16 protein-coding genes are annotated in these 19,164 nt (G+C 67.8%); 7 read left to right on the forward strand and 9 right to left on the reverse strand.

The features are described 5' to 3' along the window. The first annotated feature begins 82 nt into the window (after positions 1–82). The 4 genes from ACFXKN_RS06415 to ACFXKN_RS06430 all read left to right on the forward strand — a co-directional run bounded on the left by ACFXKN_RS06415 (position 83) and on the right by ACFXKN_RS06430 (position 3,821). Complete coding sequence (locus ACFXKN_RS06415) at positions 83–730, forward strand: fasciclin domain-containing protein (protein WP_378950505.1); 648 nt, start codon at positions 83–85, stop codon at positions 728–730. 122 nt (positions 731–852) lie between these two features. After that, positions 853–1,500, forward strand: coding sequence for an ECF RNA polymerase sigma factor SigK (sigK, locus tag ACFXKN_RS06420; protein ID WP_378950508.1), 648 nt, complete (start codon positions 853–855; stop codon positions 1,498–1,500). Then, a complete protein-coding gene (locus tag ACFXKN_RS06425) occupies positions 1,497–2,231 on the forward strand; it encodes an anti-sigma factor domain-containing protein (protein ID WP_379432557.1) in 735 nt (244 codons plus the stop codon). The genes sigK and ACFXKN_RS06425 overlap by 4 nt, the downstream gene beginning before the upstream one ends. A gap of 48 nt (positions 2,232–2,279) precedes the next feature. Then, the gene (locus tag ACFXKN_RS06430; RefSeq protein WP_379432558.1) at positions 2,280–3,821 is read left to right on the forward strand and encodes a molybdopterin-dependent oxidoreductase; all 1,542 of its coding nucleotides are present in this window, start codon (positions 2,280–2,282) and stop codon (positions 3,819–3,821) included. Between the two features lie 82 nt (positions 3,822–3,903). Here ACFXKN_RS06430 and ACFXKN_RS06435 read toward each other — a convergent pair whose 3' ends face one another. The 3 genes from ACFXKN_RS06435 to ACFXKN_RS06445 form a co-directional block, all read right to left on the reverse strand. Further along, a complete protein-coding gene (locus ACFXKN_RS06435) occupies positions 3,904–4,878 on the reverse strand; it encodes an alpha/beta hydrolase (protein WP_379432647.1) in 975 nt (324 codons plus the stop codon). Between the two features lie 157 nt (positions 4,879–5,035). Next, complete coding sequence (locus ACFXKN_RS06440; protein WP_379432559.1) at positions 5,036–6,181, reverse strand: acyl-CoA dehydrogenase family protein; 1,146 nt, start codon at positions 6,179–6,181, stop codon at positions 5,036–5,038. Between the two features lie 37 nt (positions 6,182–6,218). Next, positions 6,219–7,715 carry an aldehyde dehydrogenase family protein gene (locus tag ACFXKN_RS06445; protein ID WP_379432560.1) on the reverse strand — a complete coding sequence of 499 codons (1,497 nt, stop codon included), beginning with the start codon at positions 7,713–7,715 and terminating at the stop codon, positions 6,219–6,221. Positions 7,716–7,893: 178 nt separating this feature from the next. Between ACFXKN_RS06445 and ACFXKN_RS06450 the strand changes: the two genes are divergently transcribed. The 3 genes from ACFXKN_RS06450 (at position 7,894) to fadD5 (ending at position 11,334) form a co-directional block, all read left to right on the forward strand. Then, the gene (locus ACFXKN_RS06450; RefSeq protein ID WP_378950523.1) at positions 7,894–8,880 is read left to right on the forward strand and encodes an NAD(P)H-dependent flavin oxidoreductase; all 987 of its coding nucleotides are present in this window, start codon (positions 7,894–7,896) and stop codon (positions 8,878–8,880) included. Next, positions 8,877–9,686, forward strand: coding sequence for an enoyl-CoA hydratase-related protein (locus ACFXKN_RS06455; protein ID WP_379432561.1), 810 nt, complete (start codon positions 8,877–8,879; stop codon positions 9,684–9,686). The genes ACFXKN_RS06450 and ACFXKN_RS06455 overlap by 4 nt, the downstream gene beginning before the upstream one ends. 79 nt (positions 9,687–9,765) lie before the next feature. Then, positions 9,766–11,334 (forward strand): fatty-acid--CoA ligase FadD5, encoded by a 1,569-nt coding sequence (fadD5, locus tag ACFXKN_RS06460; protein ID WP_379432562.1) that lies wholly within the window; start codon positions 9,766–9,768, stop codon positions 11,332–11,334. Here the strand turns inward: fadD5 and ACFXKN_RS06465 are convergent. The 6 genes from ACFXKN_RS06465 to ACFXKN_RS06490 form a co-directional block, all read right to left on the reverse strand. Then, positions 11,324–12,358 carry an alpha/beta fold hydrolase gene (locus tag ACFXKN_RS06465; protein ID WP_379432563.1) on the reverse strand — a complete coding sequence of 345 codons (1,035 nt, stop codon included), beginning with the start codon at positions 12,356–12,358 and terminating at the stop codon, positions 11,324–11,326. The genes fadD5 and ACFXKN_RS06465 overlap by 11 nt on opposite strands. A 78-nt stretch (positions 12,359–12,436) precedes the next feature. Beyond that, positions 12,437–13,765 (reverse strand): lipase family protein, encoded by a 1,329-nt coding sequence (locus tag ACFXKN_RS06470; protein WP_379432564.1) that lies wholly within the window; start codon positions 13,763–13,765, stop codon positions 12,437–12,439. Continuing rightward, positions 13,762–14,721, reverse strand: a complete 960-nt coding sequence (locus ACFXKN_RS06475) for a diiron oxygenase (protein WP_379432565.1) — start codon at positions 14,719–14,721, stop codon at positions 13,762–13,764. Before ACFXKN_RS06475 ends, ACFXKN_RS06470 begins: the two co-directional genes overlap by 4 nt. A gap of 83 nt (positions 14,722–14,804) precedes the next feature. Then, positions 14,805–15,488, reverse strand: a complete 684-nt coding sequence (locus tag ACFXKN_RS06480; protein ID WP_379432566.1) for a TetR/AcrR family transcriptional regulator — start codon at positions 15,486–15,488, stop codon at positions 14,805–14,807. Positions 15,489–15,779: 291 nt separating this feature from the next. Then, positions 15,780–16,937, reverse strand: coding sequence for a CaiB/BaiF CoA transferase family protein (locus tag ACFXKN_RS06485; RefSeq protein WP_379432567.1), 1,158 nt, complete (start codon positions 16,935–16,937; stop codon positions 15,780–15,782). Then, entirely contained in the window at positions 16,934–19,162 is a 2,229-nt protein-coding gene (locus ACFXKN_RS06490; protein WP_379432568.1) for an acyl-CoA dehydrogenase, read from the reverse strand. The genes ACFXKN_RS06485 and ACFXKN_RS06490 overlap by 4 nt, the downstream gene beginning before the upstream one ends. Between the last annotated feature and the right edge of the window lie 2 nt (positions 19,163–19,164).

Raw genomic sequence — 19,164 nt, forward strand, 5'->3', positions numbered from 1 at the left:
CCGAGGAGGTGAGCCAGCCGAACTCCGTTGCGTCCAAACCAGTGCGGCGTCCGTGCCGCCTCGACGGAAGTGACGAAAGACCATGCGATCGATGCGCAGTGCCCTCATGGCGGCAGTACTCCTCGGCTCGGTGCTCGGCGCCTCTGCCTGTTCCGACGACGACTCGAGCACCACCGCACCCACCTCCTCCGCGCCGATGACCTCGGCGCCCACCACCTCCGGCGCTGCCGCCGCTTCGGGCCTGGTCGGTCCGGGGTGCGCGGAATACGCCGCCCAGGTTCCCAGCGGTCCCGGCTCGGTCAGCGGAATGGCACAGGACCCGGTGGCCACCGCCGCGTCCAACAACCCGATGCTCACCACCCTCGTGGCGGCGGTCTCGGGCAAGCTCAACCCCCAGGTCAACCTGGTCGACACCCTCAACGGCGGCCAGTTCACCGTCTTCGCGCCCGTCGACTCCGCCTTCGCGAAAATCGATCCGGCCACCATCGAGTCGCTGAAGACCGACTCCGCCACGCTGACCAAGATCCTCACCTACCACGTGGTTCCCGGCCAGATCGCCCCGCAGTCCATCGCGGGCACGCACAAGACAGTCGAAGGCGCTGATGTCACGGTCAGCGGTGCGGGCAACAGCATCAAGGTCGGCGACGCGAACGTGATCTGTGGTGGCGTCGGCACGGCCAATGCCACCGTGTACATGATCGACAGCGTGCTCATGCCGCCTGCAGCCTGATGTCGGCGATGATGGCGCCGCTGAGGCTCGTAGGATCGGACGAGAAATATCTCGGCGGCGCCCATCCGAACGTATGGGCTGGCCGAAGTCCTTCTCATGCCGATGCGAGCAGGAAGCACACGATGACGAACCGGCCGGGCTCCTCACCGATCCGCCTGCGAGCGGTCGCCGATCCGGCGACCGCTTGCCCGGCGGGTGCCAAGCCCGACCATGCCGCCCAGGCCCGGCTGGTAACACTGCTCGGCGACGTCGCGGCCGGTGATCGTGCGGCGTTCGCCGAGTTCTACCGTGCCACCAGCCCCCGGGTGTTCGGTCTCGCGCTGCGGGTGGTGCGCAACCACGGCGCCGCCGAGGACATCGCCCAAGAGGTGTTCCTGCAGGTCTGGTCGCTGGCGCCGGACTACGACGCCACCAAGGCCAGCCCGATCGGCTGGCTGCTGATGCTGACCCATCGGCGCGCGGTCGACCGGGTGCGAGCCGAGCAATCGGCCACCAGCCGCGACCTCGTCTTCGGCCATGCTCACCTCGGCTGCGACCACGACATCGTGTCCGAGGAGGTGATCCAGCGCCTCGACGAACAGTCGGTGCTGGATTGCCTGGAGACCATGACCGAACTGCAACGCGAGGCGGTGGCGCTGGCTTACTACAGCGGGCGCACCTATGTCGAGGTCTCCGAGACCTTGGCAGTGCCGTTGCCGACGGTGAAGAGCCGGATCAGAGACGGCTTGAAGAGACTCGAAAATTGTTTGACCGGAGGGAATTTCCGATGAGCGAGACAGATCGGCGGACCCCTTGGTCATGGATGGATGAGGCCTACCCGTACGCACTGGACGCGCTGGACCAACAGCAGCGGCACGCTCTCGACGAATGGCTCGTCGCGGCCGGACCCGACCACGCGGAGGAGTTCCACGCCGCCGTGCGCCGCATTCAGGAGACCATCGCGGCGCTGACCGTGTTCGACTCGGTGCCACCACCCGCGCGACTGGAATCCGCGCTGATGCTGGCCTTGGATCAACACGATTCGCGCAGGCATCCACTCGCGCGCCGCGGCGCTCTCGGCCGGAGCTGGCATGTGCGGTGGTTGACCGTCGCGGCGGCGGCGATCGTGGCTGTCGGCGCCGGGGTCGGCATCGCGGCGGTGATCGAACGCGCGGATGAGGGGTCGAAAGCGGTCACCGCGCAACAGGTGCTCGACCAGCCTGACAGCCGGGAGTCCTCGGTCACCGTCCCCGGCGGCGGGTCGATGACAGTGTCCCAGTCGAAGGAGCTCGGCGCCGCCGCGGTGTCGTTCAGCGATTTGCCCACCCTGCCCGCCAACCGCACGTACCAGCTGTGGTTGGTGCCGCCCGCGGGCACACCGAAGTCCGTGTCGGTGCTGGATGGTTCGGTCTCGATCGTCACCGCAGTCGATGCCGCCGACACCCTCGCGATGACCGTCGAACCCGCCGGTGGCTCGCCGGCGCCTACCCCGCCGATAATCGTCAGCTTGACTGTCGGCTGACCCGCCCCGGCGGGTCATGCCGACACTCGATACCTCAGGAGTGACAGCATGATTCGCCGCATCGGGTTCACGCATCGGCCGATGAGCCGCACGGCGGCGGCCGCCGCGACTACGGCGGCCGCCGCCGTCGTCCTCGGGGTCGGACACCTCGTGGCCGCCTTCCTCGATCCGACGTCCTCGCCGTTCTTCGTACTCGGCGCGACGGTGGTCGACCGGACGCCGAAGTGGCTCAAGGACAATGCCATTCGCTGGTTCGGCACGAACGACAAACTGGCGCTGGCCATCACGATGGGTGTGGTCATGGTGGCGGCGGCCGCACTGATCGGCCAGGTGACCCGCCGCAAGCTCGCGCTGGGAGCTTGCTGCCTGGGCGGTCTCGGCCTGGTCGTGGCGGTGCTGGCGCTGTCCAGGCCGACCGCCACACCGTTGTTCGCCATCCCCGCCGTAGTCGGTACGTGTGCGGGGATCGCGGCGCTGTGCGCGCTCTTCCTCGTTCCGGCCGATGCCGGTCGGCAGGCAGGGCCCACCCGTCGCGGGTTCCTGCTGGCGCTGGGAGTAGTGGTTGCCGGTGCCGCGGCGGCGGGCACCGCGGGGCGGGTCATCGGTCAGCGACTGCGCGATATCGGCGCCGACCGAGCGGCTTTCGTCCTTCCGCGGGTGGCCGATCCCATCCCGCCGGTCACTCCCGAGATGGATCTCTCGGTTCCCGGTTTGACCCGATTCATCACTCCGGCAGCGGATTTCTATCGCATCGACACCGCGTTGCAGCTTCCGTCGCTGACCCGCGACCGGTGGCGTCTGCGCATCCACGGGATGGTGGACCGCGAAATCCGGCTCGACTTCGACGAATTGAGCGCCCGGCAGGCCGTCGAATCACTCATCACGCTCACCTGCGTCTCGAACGAAGTCGGCGGCGGCCTCGCCGGAACCGCGACCTGGACGGGCTACCGCCTCGCTGATCTGCTGCGGGAAGCCGGCCCGGCTCGCGATGCCGACATGGTTCTGTCCCGCAGTATCGACGGATTCACCGCGAGCACCCCGTTGGCCGCCATCCTCGACAACCCTGACGCGCTGCTCGCCGTCGCGATGAACGGCGACGCCTTACCCGTGGCCAACGGCTACCCGGCACGGATGATCGTGCCCGGCCTCTACGGCTACGTCTCGGCCACCAAATGGGTGGTCGACCTCGAACTCACCCGCTTCGACCGCGCCGCGGCGTACTGGACCGAACGCGGCTGGGCCGACCGTGCGCCCATCAAGACCGCGTCCCGGATCGATGTCCCCGCCGCGTTCGCGAAGCTGCCCGCCGGACCGGTGACCGTCGCCGGAGTCGCCTGGGCACAGGGCCGCGGTATCACCGCCGTGGAGGTCCAGGTCGATGACGGCCCCTGGCAGCAGGCCACGCTTGCCGCCGCGTACTCCATCGACACCTGGCGCCAATGGACCTGGGTGTGGAACGCCTCCCCCGGAACTCACTCGCTGCGAGTGCGCGCCGTCGATGCCACCGGCACGGTGCAGACCGACGTGCGGACCACACCGTTCCCCGATGGTGCCACCGGACGGCATTCCCGGGTGGTGACAGTGCGCTGACCTGCGACGGCACAGAAACGAAGTCCCGATGACCGCGGAGCTGGTCATCGGGACTCGTTGTCGCAGTTGCCCTGCGATGGACTCAGTTCGTCCGGCTGCCGACCGACTGCGCCAGGAACGGCCATGATGTTTTCAGGTCGTCCTCCCAGTAACCCCACGAGTGGGTGCCTACGGGTCGTTCGTCCAGCGTGACCGGAATGTTCAGCTCGCGCAGGCGGTTGGCGAGGTTCATCGTGCAGAAGTGCACCGCCGCTTCGATGGGGCCACCGAGGGCGATCTGGACCGGGAGGGGGATCCTGCCCTCCTGGACGCGTTTATCGGCGGGCGTGTCGTGGGGTGCGCCGGGGACGCCGGTGCCGGTGCTCAGGTAGACCTCGGTGCCGCGCAGCTTCTCCGCGTTGACGAGCGGATCATTGGCTCGCCACAGCGGGCCGTTGCGCGGCCCCCACATGTTCTCGATGCTCTGCCCGCCACCCCAGTTCTCGACCGTGATCCGAACGAATTCCTGGCCGATGGGGTCCGAAGTCTGCGCGCAACCGCTGTAGGAGGCCACGCTGTTCCAGAAGCCCGGCTTGGCGATCGCCAGGTTCAGCACCGAGGTGCCACTCATCGACACACCGACGATGGTGCGGTTGCCGTCGGCCCGGAGGAATCCCTCGATCACCGACGGCAACTCCTCATTGAGGAACGTCTGCCATTTGTTGCGGCCGAGCACGGCGTCGTCGCGCACCCAGTCGGTGTAGTAGGAGCTGGCACCCCCGACCGGGGACACGACATTGACGTCCTTGCCGCTGAGGAACTCCACGGCATCGGTCTGCGCGTCCCATCCGCTCTCATTCGGGCCGCCTTGGGAACCATTGAGCAGATACATCGTCGGTCGCGGGTTCTCGGTGTCGGCGGCCCGGATGACCTGCAACGGGATCGGCTTGTTCATCGCCGGGGAGAAGACGGTCACCAGCTGGCGCCCGCCGTCGATGTCGTCTGCCGAGACCACACGGGCGGTCTCGGGCTCGGCGGCAGCGACACCGGTGGGTAGCGCCAGCCCTGCGAAGGCCAACGCGCCCACCAGCGCACTGTGCGCTGTCGCCGTACGGATCGATCGCCGTGTTCTTCTCACTATGGGAAACCTCTCGTAGTACGGATCACCCCACGACCGTGCGTGAGGCATGAAGAGAGGTTCGGTCTGCCCCTTCCCGCGGTTTGGTCAGCCGCTGTCAGAGTCCGAGGGTCCGGCCGATGATGTCGCGCTGGATCTCGCTGGTGCCGCCGAAGATGGTGGAGACCAGGGCCCCTCGGACGTGCTTTTCCATGTCGAATTCGCGGGCGTAGCCGTAGCCGCCCATCATCTGCATGCCTTCCAGCGCCACCCGCTTGCCGGTTTCGGTGGCCTTGAGCTTGGCCATCGACGCCTCCCTGGCCAGCATCTTGTTCGGGTTGGCATCGGCCTCGCGCGCCACGCTGTAGATCAGCAGCTTGGTGCATTCGATCTCGGTGGCGAGGTCGGCCAGGCGGTGCCGCAGAGACTGGAAGGTGCCGACCGGGCGACCGAATTGCTTACGCTGAGTGACGAATTGAATGGTGTCCTCGAAAGCGCGTTCGGCGGCGCCCAAGCTCATCGCGGCGAGGATGAGTCGCTCGAAGTTGAGGCCGGTCATCAATTGACGCCAGCCGTTTCCTTCCTCGCCCACCACCGCGTCTTCGGGGAGCAGACAGTCGGTGAAGTAGAGGTCGTTGGTCTCCTTCTGGTTGCCCATCAGCTCGATCGGCGTGATCTGCAGACCGGGGGTGCCCGCGGGTACGTGGAACATGGTGAGCCCCTCGTGTTTTCCGCCGTCTTTCGAGGTGCGGGCAACGAGCAGGATGTTCTCGGAGATATGGGCGTTGGAACACCAGGTCTTCTGGCCGTTGATCAGCCAGCCGTCGGCGGTCTTCACCGCTTTGGTCGACAGGTTGCCCACATCCGAGCCCGCCTCAGGCTCCGACATCGAAATCGACTGGGACGCACCGCGAACGATGCCGCGCAGCACATTGTCCTTCTGCGCTTCGGTGCCGAATTTGGCGTAGGCGCCGCCGGTGATGAGGGTCGGCCCGATCGCCCCGATCGGCAGCATGCCGCGCAGTGATTCTTCCAGGAGAATGCACATGTCGACCATCGTGGCCGCCGAACCGCCGTATTCCTCCGGCACCGTCAGACCGAGCCAGCCGAGCTCGGCCATTTTCGCGTAGACATCCGGATTGTGCTGTTCGGTGTCGTTGGCGGTGAGCGCGTCGCGCTGTTCGCGGGTGCCCGCTTCGCGCTTGGCGAACGCGGCGACGGCCGCGGCGAAATCCTTGTGTTCGGAGCTGAATTCGACGCCCATACTGTTGTTTCCTCGTCCTTGTCGTCAGTGGGTGGAGTTACTTGGCGCGCCCGAATCGGCGGGCGGTGAGCTTGCGGATCAGCGACATGGTCGATTCGGTGCGAGCGAACGACTGCAATGCCATGCCGGGAATCGCGAAGCGCTGGCGTGCGATGGAATGTGGGCGGGTGAACCCGAGCAGGCCCGCGGCGCCGTGGATGCGGCCGATGCCGGACTCCCCCACCCCGCCGAACGGCAGCGCGGGGATCGCCGCGTAGGAGGCGGGGCTGTTCACCGAGGTGGCACCTGCCCGCAGCGCGCGGGCGATCTCCATGCCACGTTTGCGGGAGAACACCGAGGAGGCCAGTCCGTAGCGCGAGGCGTTGGTGAGCCGGATCGCTTCCTCGACATCGCGGACACCGCGCACGGTCAGCGTCGGCCCGAAGGTCTCCTCGCGCACCGCGGTCGAATCCTCGGGGACGTCGAGCAGCACGATCGGGCTCACGAACGGTGCCTTGATCGAGTCGGATCCACCGAAGACGGCGGTCGCACCCTGAGCGAGCGCGTCGTCGACATGTTCGGCGACCACGTCGACCTGGCTCGGCAGCGTCATCGGGCCGTAGGACCGCCCCGGCGTGAGTTCGCGAACCCGCGCGGTGACCTCGGCCAGGAACGGGTCGAGCACGGAGTCGACCACATAGCAGCGTTCCGTGCCGACACAGGTCTGGCCGGAGTTCGCCATCGCCGACCACACGATCGCGTCGGCGGCGGCCGCGAGATCGGCATCCTCGGCGACGATCGCCGCGTCCTTGCCACCGCATTCCAGCACCACGGGCGTGAGCCGTTCGGCCGCGGCCGCCATGATCCGTTTGCCGGTGGCGGTCGACCCGGTGAACGCGATCATGTCGACACCGGACTCCACCAGCGCGCGGCCGGTGTCGCCGGGACCGGTGACGACACTCAGAATCCCGAGCGGCAGCGTGGGGTTGGCCTTCGCGAACGCGTCGACGAACCAGTGCCCGATCCCGGTGGTGAGCTCGCTGGGCTTGAACACCACGGTGTTGCCCGCAGCCAGCGCGTAGGCGATGGACCCGTTGGGCGTGTACACGGGGTAGTTCCACGGGCCGATCACCCCGACCACCCCGTGTGGACGCTGTTCGATCACCGCCTCGACATTGGCCATCATCAGCCCCGGCCACACCGTCTTGGGTTTCAAGACCTTGTGCGCGTTCTCGGCTGCCCAGTTCAGGTGTTCGACGGCGGTGATCACCTCGAGGTAGGCGTCTTCGGCGGGCTTGCCGTTCTCGGCGCTGATCAGGGCGCAGAACTCGTCGACATTGTTGACGATCTGCGCGGCCCACCGTCGTAATGCCCGTTTCCGCTCGGCGAACCCGAGTTCACGCCATGGCTGCGCGGCCGAGCGGGCCCGCTCGACGGCGGCGGCGACCGCCGCGGCGTCGTCGATCTGCCAGCTGCCGACCGGCTCGCCGGAAACGGCGTCGACAGTCGTCAGCATTGTCGCAGAAAGGGGTGTGGTAGTGGGCGTTTCGGTCATCTTCGACCATCCTTCGAGTAGCACGACGCGGACTTGCGCACACTGTTGACAGTCCACCTCAGCGGCCGTTAAGTTAATCCCAATTCTCGCTAAGTTAATCATGATTCTCGCCGGTTGCAAAGAGCCACTGTGGTTGCGTAGCAGCGGACGAGAACGTCGAAACCGGACGGAGGGCGCGATGTTGCGCACCCGATTCACCGAGGCCTTCGGTGTCGAGCACCCGATCGTGCAGGGCGGAATGATGTGGGTAGGCCGGGCCGAACTCGCGGCCGCGGTCTCGGAGGCGGGCGGCCTCGGCATCATCACCGGTCTCACCCAGCCCACACCGCAGGCCTTGCGGGAGGAGATCGCCCGTACCAGGGATCTCACCGACAAGCCGTTCGGCGTGAACCTGACGATCCTGCCGTCGATCACGCCGCCGCCGTACGCGGAGTACCGCCAGGCGATCATCGACGCCGGCGTGCCGATCGTGGAGATCGCGGGTGGCAACCCGGCCACCCACCTGCCCTATCTCAAGGACGCGGGGATCAAGGTGCTGCACAAGTGCACCAGCGTCAAACACGCGCTCAAGGCCCAGCAGGTCGGCGTCGACGCGGTGAGTATCGATGGCTTCGAATGCGCCGGTCATCCCGGCGAGAACGACACGCCGGGGCTGGTGCTCATCCCCGCCGCGGCGCGCGAGCTCGAGATCCCGATGCTCGCCTCCGGTGGCATCGCGGACGCGCGCGGCCTGGTCGCGGCGATGGCACTGGGTGCCGACGGGGTGAACATGGGCACCCGGTTCCTGTGCACGGTCGAATCCCCGATCGCGCACGCCGTGAAGGAGCAGATCGTCACCAATACCGAGCTCGACACCAAGCTGATCTTCCGGACGCTGAACAATACGGCCCGGGTCGCCGACAATGCCGTCAGTCGCCAAGTGGTCGAGATCGAGCGCGGCGGTGGCACTTTCGAGGATGTGCGCGAGCTGGTGGCGGGCGCAAGAGGCCGCAAGGTCTACGAGGAAGGCGACCTGGATGCGGGCATCTGGAGCGTCGGTCAGTGCCAGGGCTTGATCCACGACATCCCCACCTGCGCCGAGCTGGTCACGACGATCGTGCGCGAAGCCGAGGCATTGATCGCGGGCCGGCTGGCGGGCTCGATCGTCGAGGCGGTGGCCCGATGAGCGAGAACCTGCTGATCCACGAAGAGCACGGGATCCTGCGACTCACGATCGACCGCCAGGCGCGGATGAACGCGATCGACCTCGACACGATGAGCGAACTCGGCGAGACGATCAACGCGGCCCAGACACGCCCCGAGGTCAGGGTGATCGTGCTGACCGGCGCGGGCAAGGCGTTCTGCACCGGCGCCGACCTCGCCGCGGCCGCCGCGGCGGGCGGCAACGAGGCAGCACCGGAGACGGTGATGGATCGTGCCAATGACCTGGTGCGCGCGATCGTCGATTCCCCACTGCCGGTGATCGCACAGGTCAATGGCCCGGCCGCCGGAGTCGGCACCTCGATCGCACTGGCCGCCGACCTCATCTATGCCGTCGACACCGCGTATCTGCTGCTGCCGTTCACCTCCATCGGTCTGATGCCCGACGGCGGCGCGACAGCGGTCGTCGCCGCCGCGATGGGCCGGGTACGGGCCGCCGAACTGGCGCTGCTCGGTGCGCGGTTGCCGGCCGCCGAGGCCGCCGCGGCGGGGCTGATCACCCGCAGCCTGCCCGCCGAAGAGCTCAGCGCCCAGGTCGATGCCGCGGCCGCCCAGCTCGCGGCGGGCCCACGGCGCGCACTGCAACTGACCAAGGCGGCGATCAACGCGGCGACCCTCGCCCACCTCGATGACGCGCTGGCCAGGGAGAAGACCGGCCAGGTCGAACTGCTCACCGCTGCCGATTTCCTCGAAGGAATGACCGCGATGTTGACCCGCCGCGCACCGAACTTCGACGGCGCAGTCCGTCCGATCGCCCACCCGGCCAAATAAGCGCAGCCGCACAGCGTTCCTCAGCCGCGCATGGCCGGAACGTATGCGGCAGTACGCCTAGCCCCGCCCAGGAGACATGATGTCCACAGAACCGATGCGCTCGCGACGCAATCACTGGATGAACCAGATCGCGCTCCACGCCACCACCAGCCCCGATGGGCCCGCCCTTCGCTATCTCGGCAAGACCACCAGCTGGGGCGAGTTGCACTGGCGAGTCGAACGTCTCGCCGACGCGCTCGCCCGGCGCGGGGTCGGCGAGGGCGACCGCGTGATGATCTTGATGCTCAACAACACCGAGTACATCGAGTCCGTTTTCGCGATCAACACCCTCGGCGCGATCGCGGTCCCGGTCAACTTCCGGCTGACCCCACCCGAGATCGCCTACCAGGTCGGCGACAGCGGCGCGACGGTGGTCATCACCGATGTCGTGCTCGCGCCGCTGGTCGGTGCCGTGTCGTCGCTGACCGACGCGCTGGCCACGCGCATCGTGGTCGGCCACCCGACCGGCGACGGGTTGCTCGGCTACGAGGACCTGGTCGCTGAGGAAGGCACGCCGCACGAGCCTCGCGATATCGCCGAGGACAGTGCCGCCTTGATCATGTACACCTCCGGCACCACCGGAAACCCCAAGGGCGCGGTACTGACCCACCTCAACATGAACTCCCAGGCCCTCACCTGTATCCGGGCCATGCACTACCGCACCGACGACATCGCCTTCTGCGCGTCGCCCCTGTTCCATATCGCCGGATTGGGTAGTGTCGCAGCCTGTTTCGTGCTCGGGGCACTGACGGTGATCCACCCGCTCAAGGCTTTCGACGTCACCGAGGTGCTCGATGCCTGGGAACGCGAACGCGCCACCTCGGTGTTCCTCGTTCCCGCCCAGTGGCAGCTCGTCTGCGCCGATCCCACCGTGGCACAGCGTGATCTGCGACTGCGGGTGATCAGCTGGGGTGCCGCGCCGGCCTCGGACACGGTGCTGCGCGCGATGGCCGAGACGTTCCCGAACGCCCACAATGTGGCCGTCTTCGGGCAGACGGAGATGTCACCGATCACCTGCGTGCTCGACGGCGAGGACGCGATCCGCAAGCTCGGCTCCGTCGGCAAACCGATCCCCACTATCGCCACCCGCATCGTCGACGACGCGATGAACGACGTCGCCGCGGGCGAGATCGGCGAAATCGTCTATCGCGGACCGACGCTGATGCGCGAGTACTGGAACAACCCGGGCGCGACCGCCGACGCGTTCGCCGGCGGCTGGTTCCACTCCGGCGATCTGGTGCGCCGTGACGAGGAGGGCTTCGTCTATGTGGTGGACCGCAAGAAGGACATGATCATCTCCGGCGGCGAGAACATCTACTGCGCCGAGGTCGAGAATGTGCTGTTCGCCCATCCCCGGATCCGCGAAGCGGCGGTGATCGGCCGGGCCGACGACCGGTGGGGCGAGGTGCCCGTCGCGGTCGTCGCCGTCGAGGACGGCGGCGAGCTCGGCCTGGCCGAGCTGGCACCGCACCTGGACGCGCACCTCGCCCGCTATAAGCACCCCAAAGCGCTCGTCGTCGTCGAAGCCCTGCCGCGCAACGCGGGCGGCAAGGTGATCAAGCACGAGTTGCGCGCGCAGCACGGGTCGGCGGCCGTGGTCAGCGGCTGAGGAACTCCTCGATCGCGGGCCAGGTCGTGTCGGCGGCGGACACCATGCCCAGGTGGCCGCCGCTGACCTCCACGAACTCGACCTCGGCGGCATTCGGCAGCACTTCGAGGCCGCGGCGCACCGAGTCGGCGGGCACCACCACGTCGCTGCGGCTGCCGGCCAGCAACACCCGGCAGGTGACCTTCGACAGTTCGATCACCAGGTCCGACCGCAATCGGATCGACCCGCTCGCGAGTTCGTTGCGCAGGACCAGGCTGCGGTAGATCTGCCAGTACGAGCGGCCGGGGTAGCCGGGCATGGTGGCCATGAACCGGTCGGTCGCCTCCATCTTGGCCAGTGCCTCGGTGTCGAAGGCGTTGCGGGCCAGGAACATCGGTTTGGCGAGCTCGCGGTCGAAGGCCTGGATCCGGAAGCCCAGCCGCACGAATTCCTGCGGGATACCGCCCATGACCTTGGTCGCCAAGGCCATCTCCCGGCCACCGGTGACCTTGGCGACCAGACGCAGCGGGATCAGGAACGCGGTGCGGGCCTGATCGATCGGTGCGGCCAGGCAGGTGATGGAGGCGATCGGCAGGTCGGCGTGGGAGGCCGCGGTCAGCAGAGCGAGCACACCGCCCAGCGACCAGCCGACGATGTCGACGCCACGGCCGTCGTGTTCCTCGGAAACCCGTGCGATCGCCTCGGGCAGGATGTCGTCGGTCCAATCCTCGAGGCCGAGATCGCGATCGGCGTAACCGAATTCGCCGTAGTCGATGACGTAGGGCTGCCTGCCCTGGTCGAGCAGGAAGCGCACCAGGCTCTGCCCTGGACGCAGGTCGAAGCACGCCGTGGTCACCGCGAGCGGCGGCACGAGCAGCACCGGATTGCCCTTCGCCGGTGTGGTGCGGTCGTAACGCTTCAGGTGCCGGTGCGCGCCGTCGTACACCGTCGTCGACGGCGCGGGGCGGTAGGACTCGAGTCCACCGCCGAACGACACCGACCACACATTGCGCACCGCGCGCGGCAACTCGGCAACGATCCCCATCGGTAAACCCCTTACCTCACCAGTTACTGCCGACCGGCAGACCCAATATCGGTATCTTACCAGTGAGTAAGTTCCAGTTCAGGCTGCGTGACGAGTCTTACTCGCCGCACCATCCCTGCCCCGCCCGGTCGCCGAAGCGGTGATAGGACGCCCGAAGAGGACCCGGAGCGCGGCGCGCACGAGGGCGCCGGACCCGCGACTGCCCGCGGGCAGCGCGAGCACGCTGCGCACGGTGCGGGTTTCCGATGGCGTCACCGGCACGCCGACGAATCGGTCGGCGAGCCAGTTCAGGCTCAGCGGTGTCGACAGCGGCAGCAGGGTGATGTGTTCGCTCGCCCGGTCACGCAGGTAGGTCACGTGCGCGCCGAGCGCGCGATAGCGCTCGACGAGCGCGTCGATATCGTCCACCGCGATGATCTGGTCGTGCACGGCCTGCACGACCAGCAGCGGCACGGCGGGCGCCCGGTCACCGAGCGTGAGATCGGCGAAGACGGCCAGCATCGCCTCCATGGCGAGGAGCTCGGCGATCGGGGTACCGCTGTGCTGGTCGACGTTGTAGCGGGCCAGCCGCAGGACCGCGGCGGCGGTCGTCGACTGGGCGGCCTTGTCGAGCACCGCGCGACCGTCGTCGCTGAAATGGGTGGCGACGAGCTCTTCGAACGCCGGATACACCCGGCGCAGCGCGGCGACGACGAGCGTCGGCAGCCCGGCGTGCAGGCCGCCGTTGAGTCGATGGAAGGTCGACACCAGATCGCCCACCGGGGAGCCGAGCACGGCGCCGACGATGTCGAGTTCGGGCGCGTAGGTCGGCGCCATCTCCGCGGCCCATGACGTGGCCAGACCGCCGCCCGAATATCCCCACAGGCCGACCTGCGTCGACGGGTCGAGCCCGCCGGGTTCGAAGGCCAGTGCCGCGCGGATGCCGTCGAGTGCGCGGTAGCCCGGTTCACGCGGTGCGCCCCACGCGCCGAGCATGCCTTCGTGATCCGGGATCGAGATCGCCCAACCCCTGGTCAGCGCGTCGACGAAACAGAGAAGCTCGACATGCGCGAAGGTGCCGATGGCACGGGAGCCACGTTGCAACGCGTAGGACGGAAACGCCCGCGGCGAGATCGCGTCGATCGCGCACTGGAACGACAGCAGTGGCGCACCGGGCGCGACACCGCCCATCGGCGCCACCACCGTGGTGACCGATGCCTCGGGCATACCGTTGAGATCGGTCGTGCGATACAGCAGCTGCCAGGCCTGCACCTTCAGCCCGATCAGACCGAACGCGGCGAGTTCGACCGGTCGCGAGCGCAGGATCGTGCCCTCGGCGAGGCTCTCGAACCCGGGTCGCGGTGCGAAGAACGGATCCTTGTCCGGGAGCACGGCCCGCGTGGGCGCGGGCCAGCTTTCGGCCCTCATGCGGCCCTGCGCGCGGGCTCGCTGCGGTAGCGCGAAACCGGTCCGTCGATGCCGAGCAGACGCCACACACGCTTGGCGACAGGATTCATCAGGCCGATATCGGTCGCGAGCGCGCGGACATCGGTGAACACGTCGCGCTTGACGTGCCGCGAGTAGGGGTTGCGCCAGTAGGCGTCTCGAATCACCGCGCCCGGAATTCCGAACTTCTCGGCGAACTGCTTCGGCGGCGTCGCGATCATCGCCAGCATCACCCGCATGATGATCGGAAAGGCCACGGACAGGACGGTTTTCGACACGAAGTTCATCGAGGGCACGTTGATCCGAAGATATTCGTGCGCGAACGAGATGTGCCTGGCCTCCTCTGCCACATGGATCTCCATCACCCGGTGCACCATCGGATGCGGGTCGGCGTCGCTGCGCAGCAACGCCTTCTGCAGGTGATCGATCGGCTCCTCACCACCGAGCACCAGGGCGAAGAAGAACCCGGGGAAGAACTTCACGGCGGGCCAGATGATCAACGTGAGCTTGCGATCGACCGAGCCCATGCCGATCACATCGCGATAGCCGATGCGATTGATCATCTCCTGGAACATCATCGTGTGGTTGCACTCTTCGGCAGCCTCGTGCGTGATGTAGCGAAATTCCGGGTCACCGTTGGGCACCGACGGCAGATACTGCATGAGCCCGCGGATGAGCAGCTGCTCGAAGTCGATGCCCACCTTCGCGATACCGGCCTGGCGCCACAAGCCCATCGCGATCCGCTTCTCGACCGGCTGCGCTTTGTACCAGGGGTGACGGCCGAGCGGGTCTACATCGGGCAGGATCCAGCGCGGGTCGTCGGAGTGCACGGCGAACTCGGGCGAGTCCCAGTCGATATCGACGTAGGGATCGAAGTGCTTGGTCACCGAGCCCTCGGACAGGCTCTGCAGGGCGTCGTGGTAGCTGGACAGCGTCATCGGTGTCTCCTCGGTGCGGTTCCAGCTCCAGTTTAGTGGTACTGGAGGTACCACACAAGGGATGACGCTACCGCGTGTTACAGCTAATCCGCCGCCGTCAGCTCGGCGATCGACGTCCGCGGATCGAGCGTGACACCGACTTCGCGCAGACTGGCGTCGATGATCGCCCAGATGGCAACCTGCAGGTAGGACGACAGTTCGGCGGCGTCCATCGGCTGCATCGACCGGCTCAGCCATCGGTTCACGCTGCCGTCGACGAAGCTGACCAAGCCGAAGGCCATCGGTTCGGCGACTGCCACCGGCGCGGACTGTGCCCGCAGGGCGCTCACGAACACCTCGCGGACGGTACCCGCGATGGCGATCTTGGTCCCGGACACGATCGGCGAGTTGTGATCCTTGCTGCCGCCTGATCCAGCGCCGAGGAAGTAGTGCAGGCGAGGATTGGTTGCGATCCAGCCCACATAGGCGTCGACGGAGCGCGCTATCGCCTCCATGACGGTGCCTTCGGGGTTCAGGGTGGGGGCGAGCACTGCCATCAGGTCGTCGACGATGCGGGTGCGCAGCTGTTCGTCGAGGTCTTGGCGGTCCTTGAAGAGGCGGTAGAGGACCGAGCGTGGGACGCCGGCCAGATCGGCGATCTCCTGGACTCCGACCGAGGCGCCTTGGGACTGCACGGCCTCGAGGGCGGCGGCGAGGATGAGTTCGCGGCGGTCGGCGCGGTGGCGGTCCCAGCGGCTGGCTCTGCCGTCGGTGTGCTGTGCGGTCACAATCTCTCCCTTCATCGGGCCCTGCTCTCCCTTCACCGGGCCCGGGGCGGTGGACCTTGCTGTGTTATTGGAGCGCTGACGCGCTCGAGTCGGGGCCCTTCGGGCCCCCGATCTTCCCTCCCTCCGGGCACTCCTTCGTCGCACCCTCCACTCAGTCCAGATCGGGGCGGGCCCCTCCGGGTAAGGACACATCAGGGTTACGAGGTCCGGAGTGGTGGATCCGTGTACTACGAACTGTAGTCCAGGGACTCCATCGCTCCGGACCCCGCGGGGGCGCTGTGATCGGCGAGGTCAGGCGATCGCCCCGGCTCGGCGGAGACGGTCGGTCTCGTCGTCTCCGTAGCCGAGGTCGCGCAGCACCGCGCTGGTGTCGGCACCGGTTGTGCTGCCCGGCCGTGGGGTCGGCGCGGGGGTGCGTCCGAATCGCGGGGCGGGTGCGGGTTGCCTGATGCCGCTGACCTCGACGAAGGCGTCGCGGGCCTTGTTGTGCGGGTGCTCGTGTGCCTGCCATGGCGAAAGCACCGGTGACACACAGGCATCCGAGTCCGCGAACACCGCCGCCCACTCGTCGCGCGGCTTGGTGGCGAACACCGCGGCCAGCGCCGTGCGTAGTTCCTCGGCACTGTCGAGGTCGTACTGCGCGGGCAACTCGGCCGATGCCACGCCGAGCCGGTCGATCAGTTCGGTGTAGAAATGCGGCTCGACCGCGCCGACCGCGACATATCCGCCGTCGGCGCAGCGGTAGGTGTCGTAGTAGGCGCCGCCGCCGTCGAGCAGGTTCTCGCCCCGTTCGCCTTCCCACAGGCCCGCGGCGTGCATGCCGTGCAGGAAGGACGTCAGCAGGGCCGCACCGTCGACCATCGCGGCATCGACCACCTGGCCCAGGCCCGATCGCGTCCGTTCCGCGAGCGCGGCGAGCACACCGACGACGAGAAGCATTCCGCCGCCGCCGAAGTCGCCGAGCAGGTTCACCGGCGGGGTCGGCTGCTGTCCGGCTCGGCCGAGCAGATCCAGCGCACCGGCGACACCGATGTAGTTGATGTCGTGACCGGCGGCGTTCGCCAGCGGGCCGTCCTGGCCCCAGCCGGTCATCCGGCCGTAGATCAGTCCGGGATTGCGGTGCGCGCAGGCGTCGGGACCGATGCCCATGCGCTCGGCTACGCCCGGCCGGAACCCTTCGACGAGAATGTCGGCGGTTTCGGCCAGGCGCAGGACGACTTCCCGGCCCTCAGGAGATTTCAGGTCGACCGCGATGGACTTGCGGCCGCGATCGAGCACACCCGACGGGGCGAGCAGCCCCGCCGAGTCACCGACGCGGTCCACGCGGATCACCTCGGCGCCGAGATCGGCCAGCACCATGCACGCGAAGGGTCCCGGTGCGAGACTGGCGATTTCGATCACCCGCAGACCGGCCAGTGGCCCGCCTGCCCGAGGGCCGGGAGCGCTCACCCGTTCACCGCCGCGTCCCGTGGCAGGCCGAGCATCCGCTCACCGATGACATTGAGCTGGACCTCGGTGGTGCCGCCGTAGATGGTGGTGGCACGGCCCGCGATCAGCTGTTCCATCGCGTGGTTGCTGCGCTCGCCGGGCACCGATACCACACCGGCGACGCCGAGTTCGGCCACGACGTACTCCGAAATCGCCTGTCCCAGGCCCATTCCCAGCAGCTTGGCGACGCTGGACGTGGTTGATACGTCGATCCCGGACAGCTGCTTGAGCACCACCCGCGAGCCGATGACATCCACCGCTCGACTCTCGGCCATGAGTTCGCCGAGCCGGTAGCGTGCCACCGGCGAGAGGTCACGGCCGGTCGCGAAACGCAGCAGGTCGGTGTCGGTGGCGTAGGCCTCCATCTTCTGGCTCAGCGCCACCCGCTCGCCCGCGAGGGTCGTGCGGGCCACGTGCCAGCCGTCGTCGACCGCGCCGACCACATTCTCGTCCGGAATGAACACGTCATCGAGGAACACCTCGTTGAACAGCGCCGATCCGGTCATCTCCCGCAGCGGGCGCACCGTGATGCCGGGCGAGGACATGTCGAGCACGAAGTAGGTGATGCCTTCGTGTTTGGGCTTGTCGGGGCTGGTGCGCGCGATCAGCATCGCCCAGTCGGAGAACTGCGCGACCGTGGTCCAGATCTTCTGTCCACTGATCCGCCAGCCACCGTCGACCTTGGTGGCCTTGGTGGTCAGGCTCGCCAGGTCCGAGCCCGCGCCCGGTTCGCTGAACAGCTGGCACCACACGAGTTCGCCGCGCAGCGTCGGCACGACCAGTTCCTGCTTCTGCCGTTCGTTGCCGTGCGGGACGAGCGCGCCGACTGCCCAGGTACCCATCAGCAGCTGCGGCATCTGGATGCCGGAAGCCTTGATCTCCTGCGCGATCACGACCTGCTCGAGCGGCGAGGCCGAACGGCCGTAGGGGCGGGGCAGGTGCGGGAGGTTCCAGCCACCGTCGCCGAGGGCGACGAGCTGGTCGTCCTCGTCGTCGATCGCCGCGATCTCGGCGAGTTCGGCCCGGACCGCGGCGCGGATCTGTTCGGCCTCGGCAGGCAGTTGCAGTTCACTGGACAGGGTCAGTCCCGACAGCGCGTAACCGGCCACCGCTTCGGCACGTTCGTCGCGCGCGCCGAGCTGCCCACGCAGCGCGAGGGCCCGACGGTAGTACAGGTGCGCGTCGTGCTCCCAGGTGAATCCGATGCCGCCGTGCACCTGGATGCACTCCTGGGCGACCTGCACCGCGGCGTCCGGGATGATCAGCGCGGCGACAGCGGCCGCGTAATCGGCGGTGTCGTCGTCGCGATCGAGCGCGAACGCGGCGTCCCACAGCACGGCCCGCGCCTTCTCCAGGGCGATGCCCATCTGGGCACACTTGTGTTTGACGCCCTGGAACTGGCCGATCGGCCGACCGAATTGCACCCGGGTCTTGGCATATTCCGACGCGGTGGACACACACCACGACATCACGCCGACCGCCTCGGCGCCGAGCACCACCGCGGCCACCGAACGCACGCGGGCCGAATTCACGTCGAGCAGCCGATCGATCGAGACCTCGACCGAATCCGCCTGCAGCCGAGCCGAACCGCGCAGCACGTCGATGCTGTCCTGCGCGCTGATCGTCAGATCGATGTTCTCGAAGGCCACCCACCGCTGTTCGCCGGCCACCGCGACCGGCGCGATGACGACATCAGCGGTGAGGGCGCCCACTACCCCGTCGGCGGTGCCGCTGACGGTCAGCACCCCGCCTGACAGCGCGCCGGTCAGGTTCGAGGACAAAGCCACCGCACCGGTGCGCGACCCGTCCGCCAAACCGGCCAGCAGCGCCTTCGACTTGTCTTGGGAACCAGCGGTATTCGTCGCCTGAGCGAGCACCGCACTGGCGAGAACGGTCGACACGAAGGGGCCGGTATGCACACCTCGCCCGAGCGGTTCGAGTGCGACGGCAAGGGTCAGCAGACCCGCGCCCTGACCACCGAGATCCTCGGCGATGTGCAGACTCAGCAGATCCTGGGCGACGAGCGCGTCCCAATACGGCAGCAGTTTGCCCGCATCGGTGGACTCGACCGCGGACCGGACGACCTCTGCCGTGATGGTCCGTTCGACGAAACCGGCGACCGAGTCGGCGAGGGCCAGGTGGTCCTCGCTGACGCCGACCCCGAGCTCATAACTGTTGCGCGCCATGA

This window comes from Nocardia sp. NPDC059195, from assembly GCF_042754695.1.
Taxonomy (GTDB): Bacteria; Actinomycetota; Actinomycetes; order Mycobacteriales; family Mycobacteriaceae; genus Nocardia.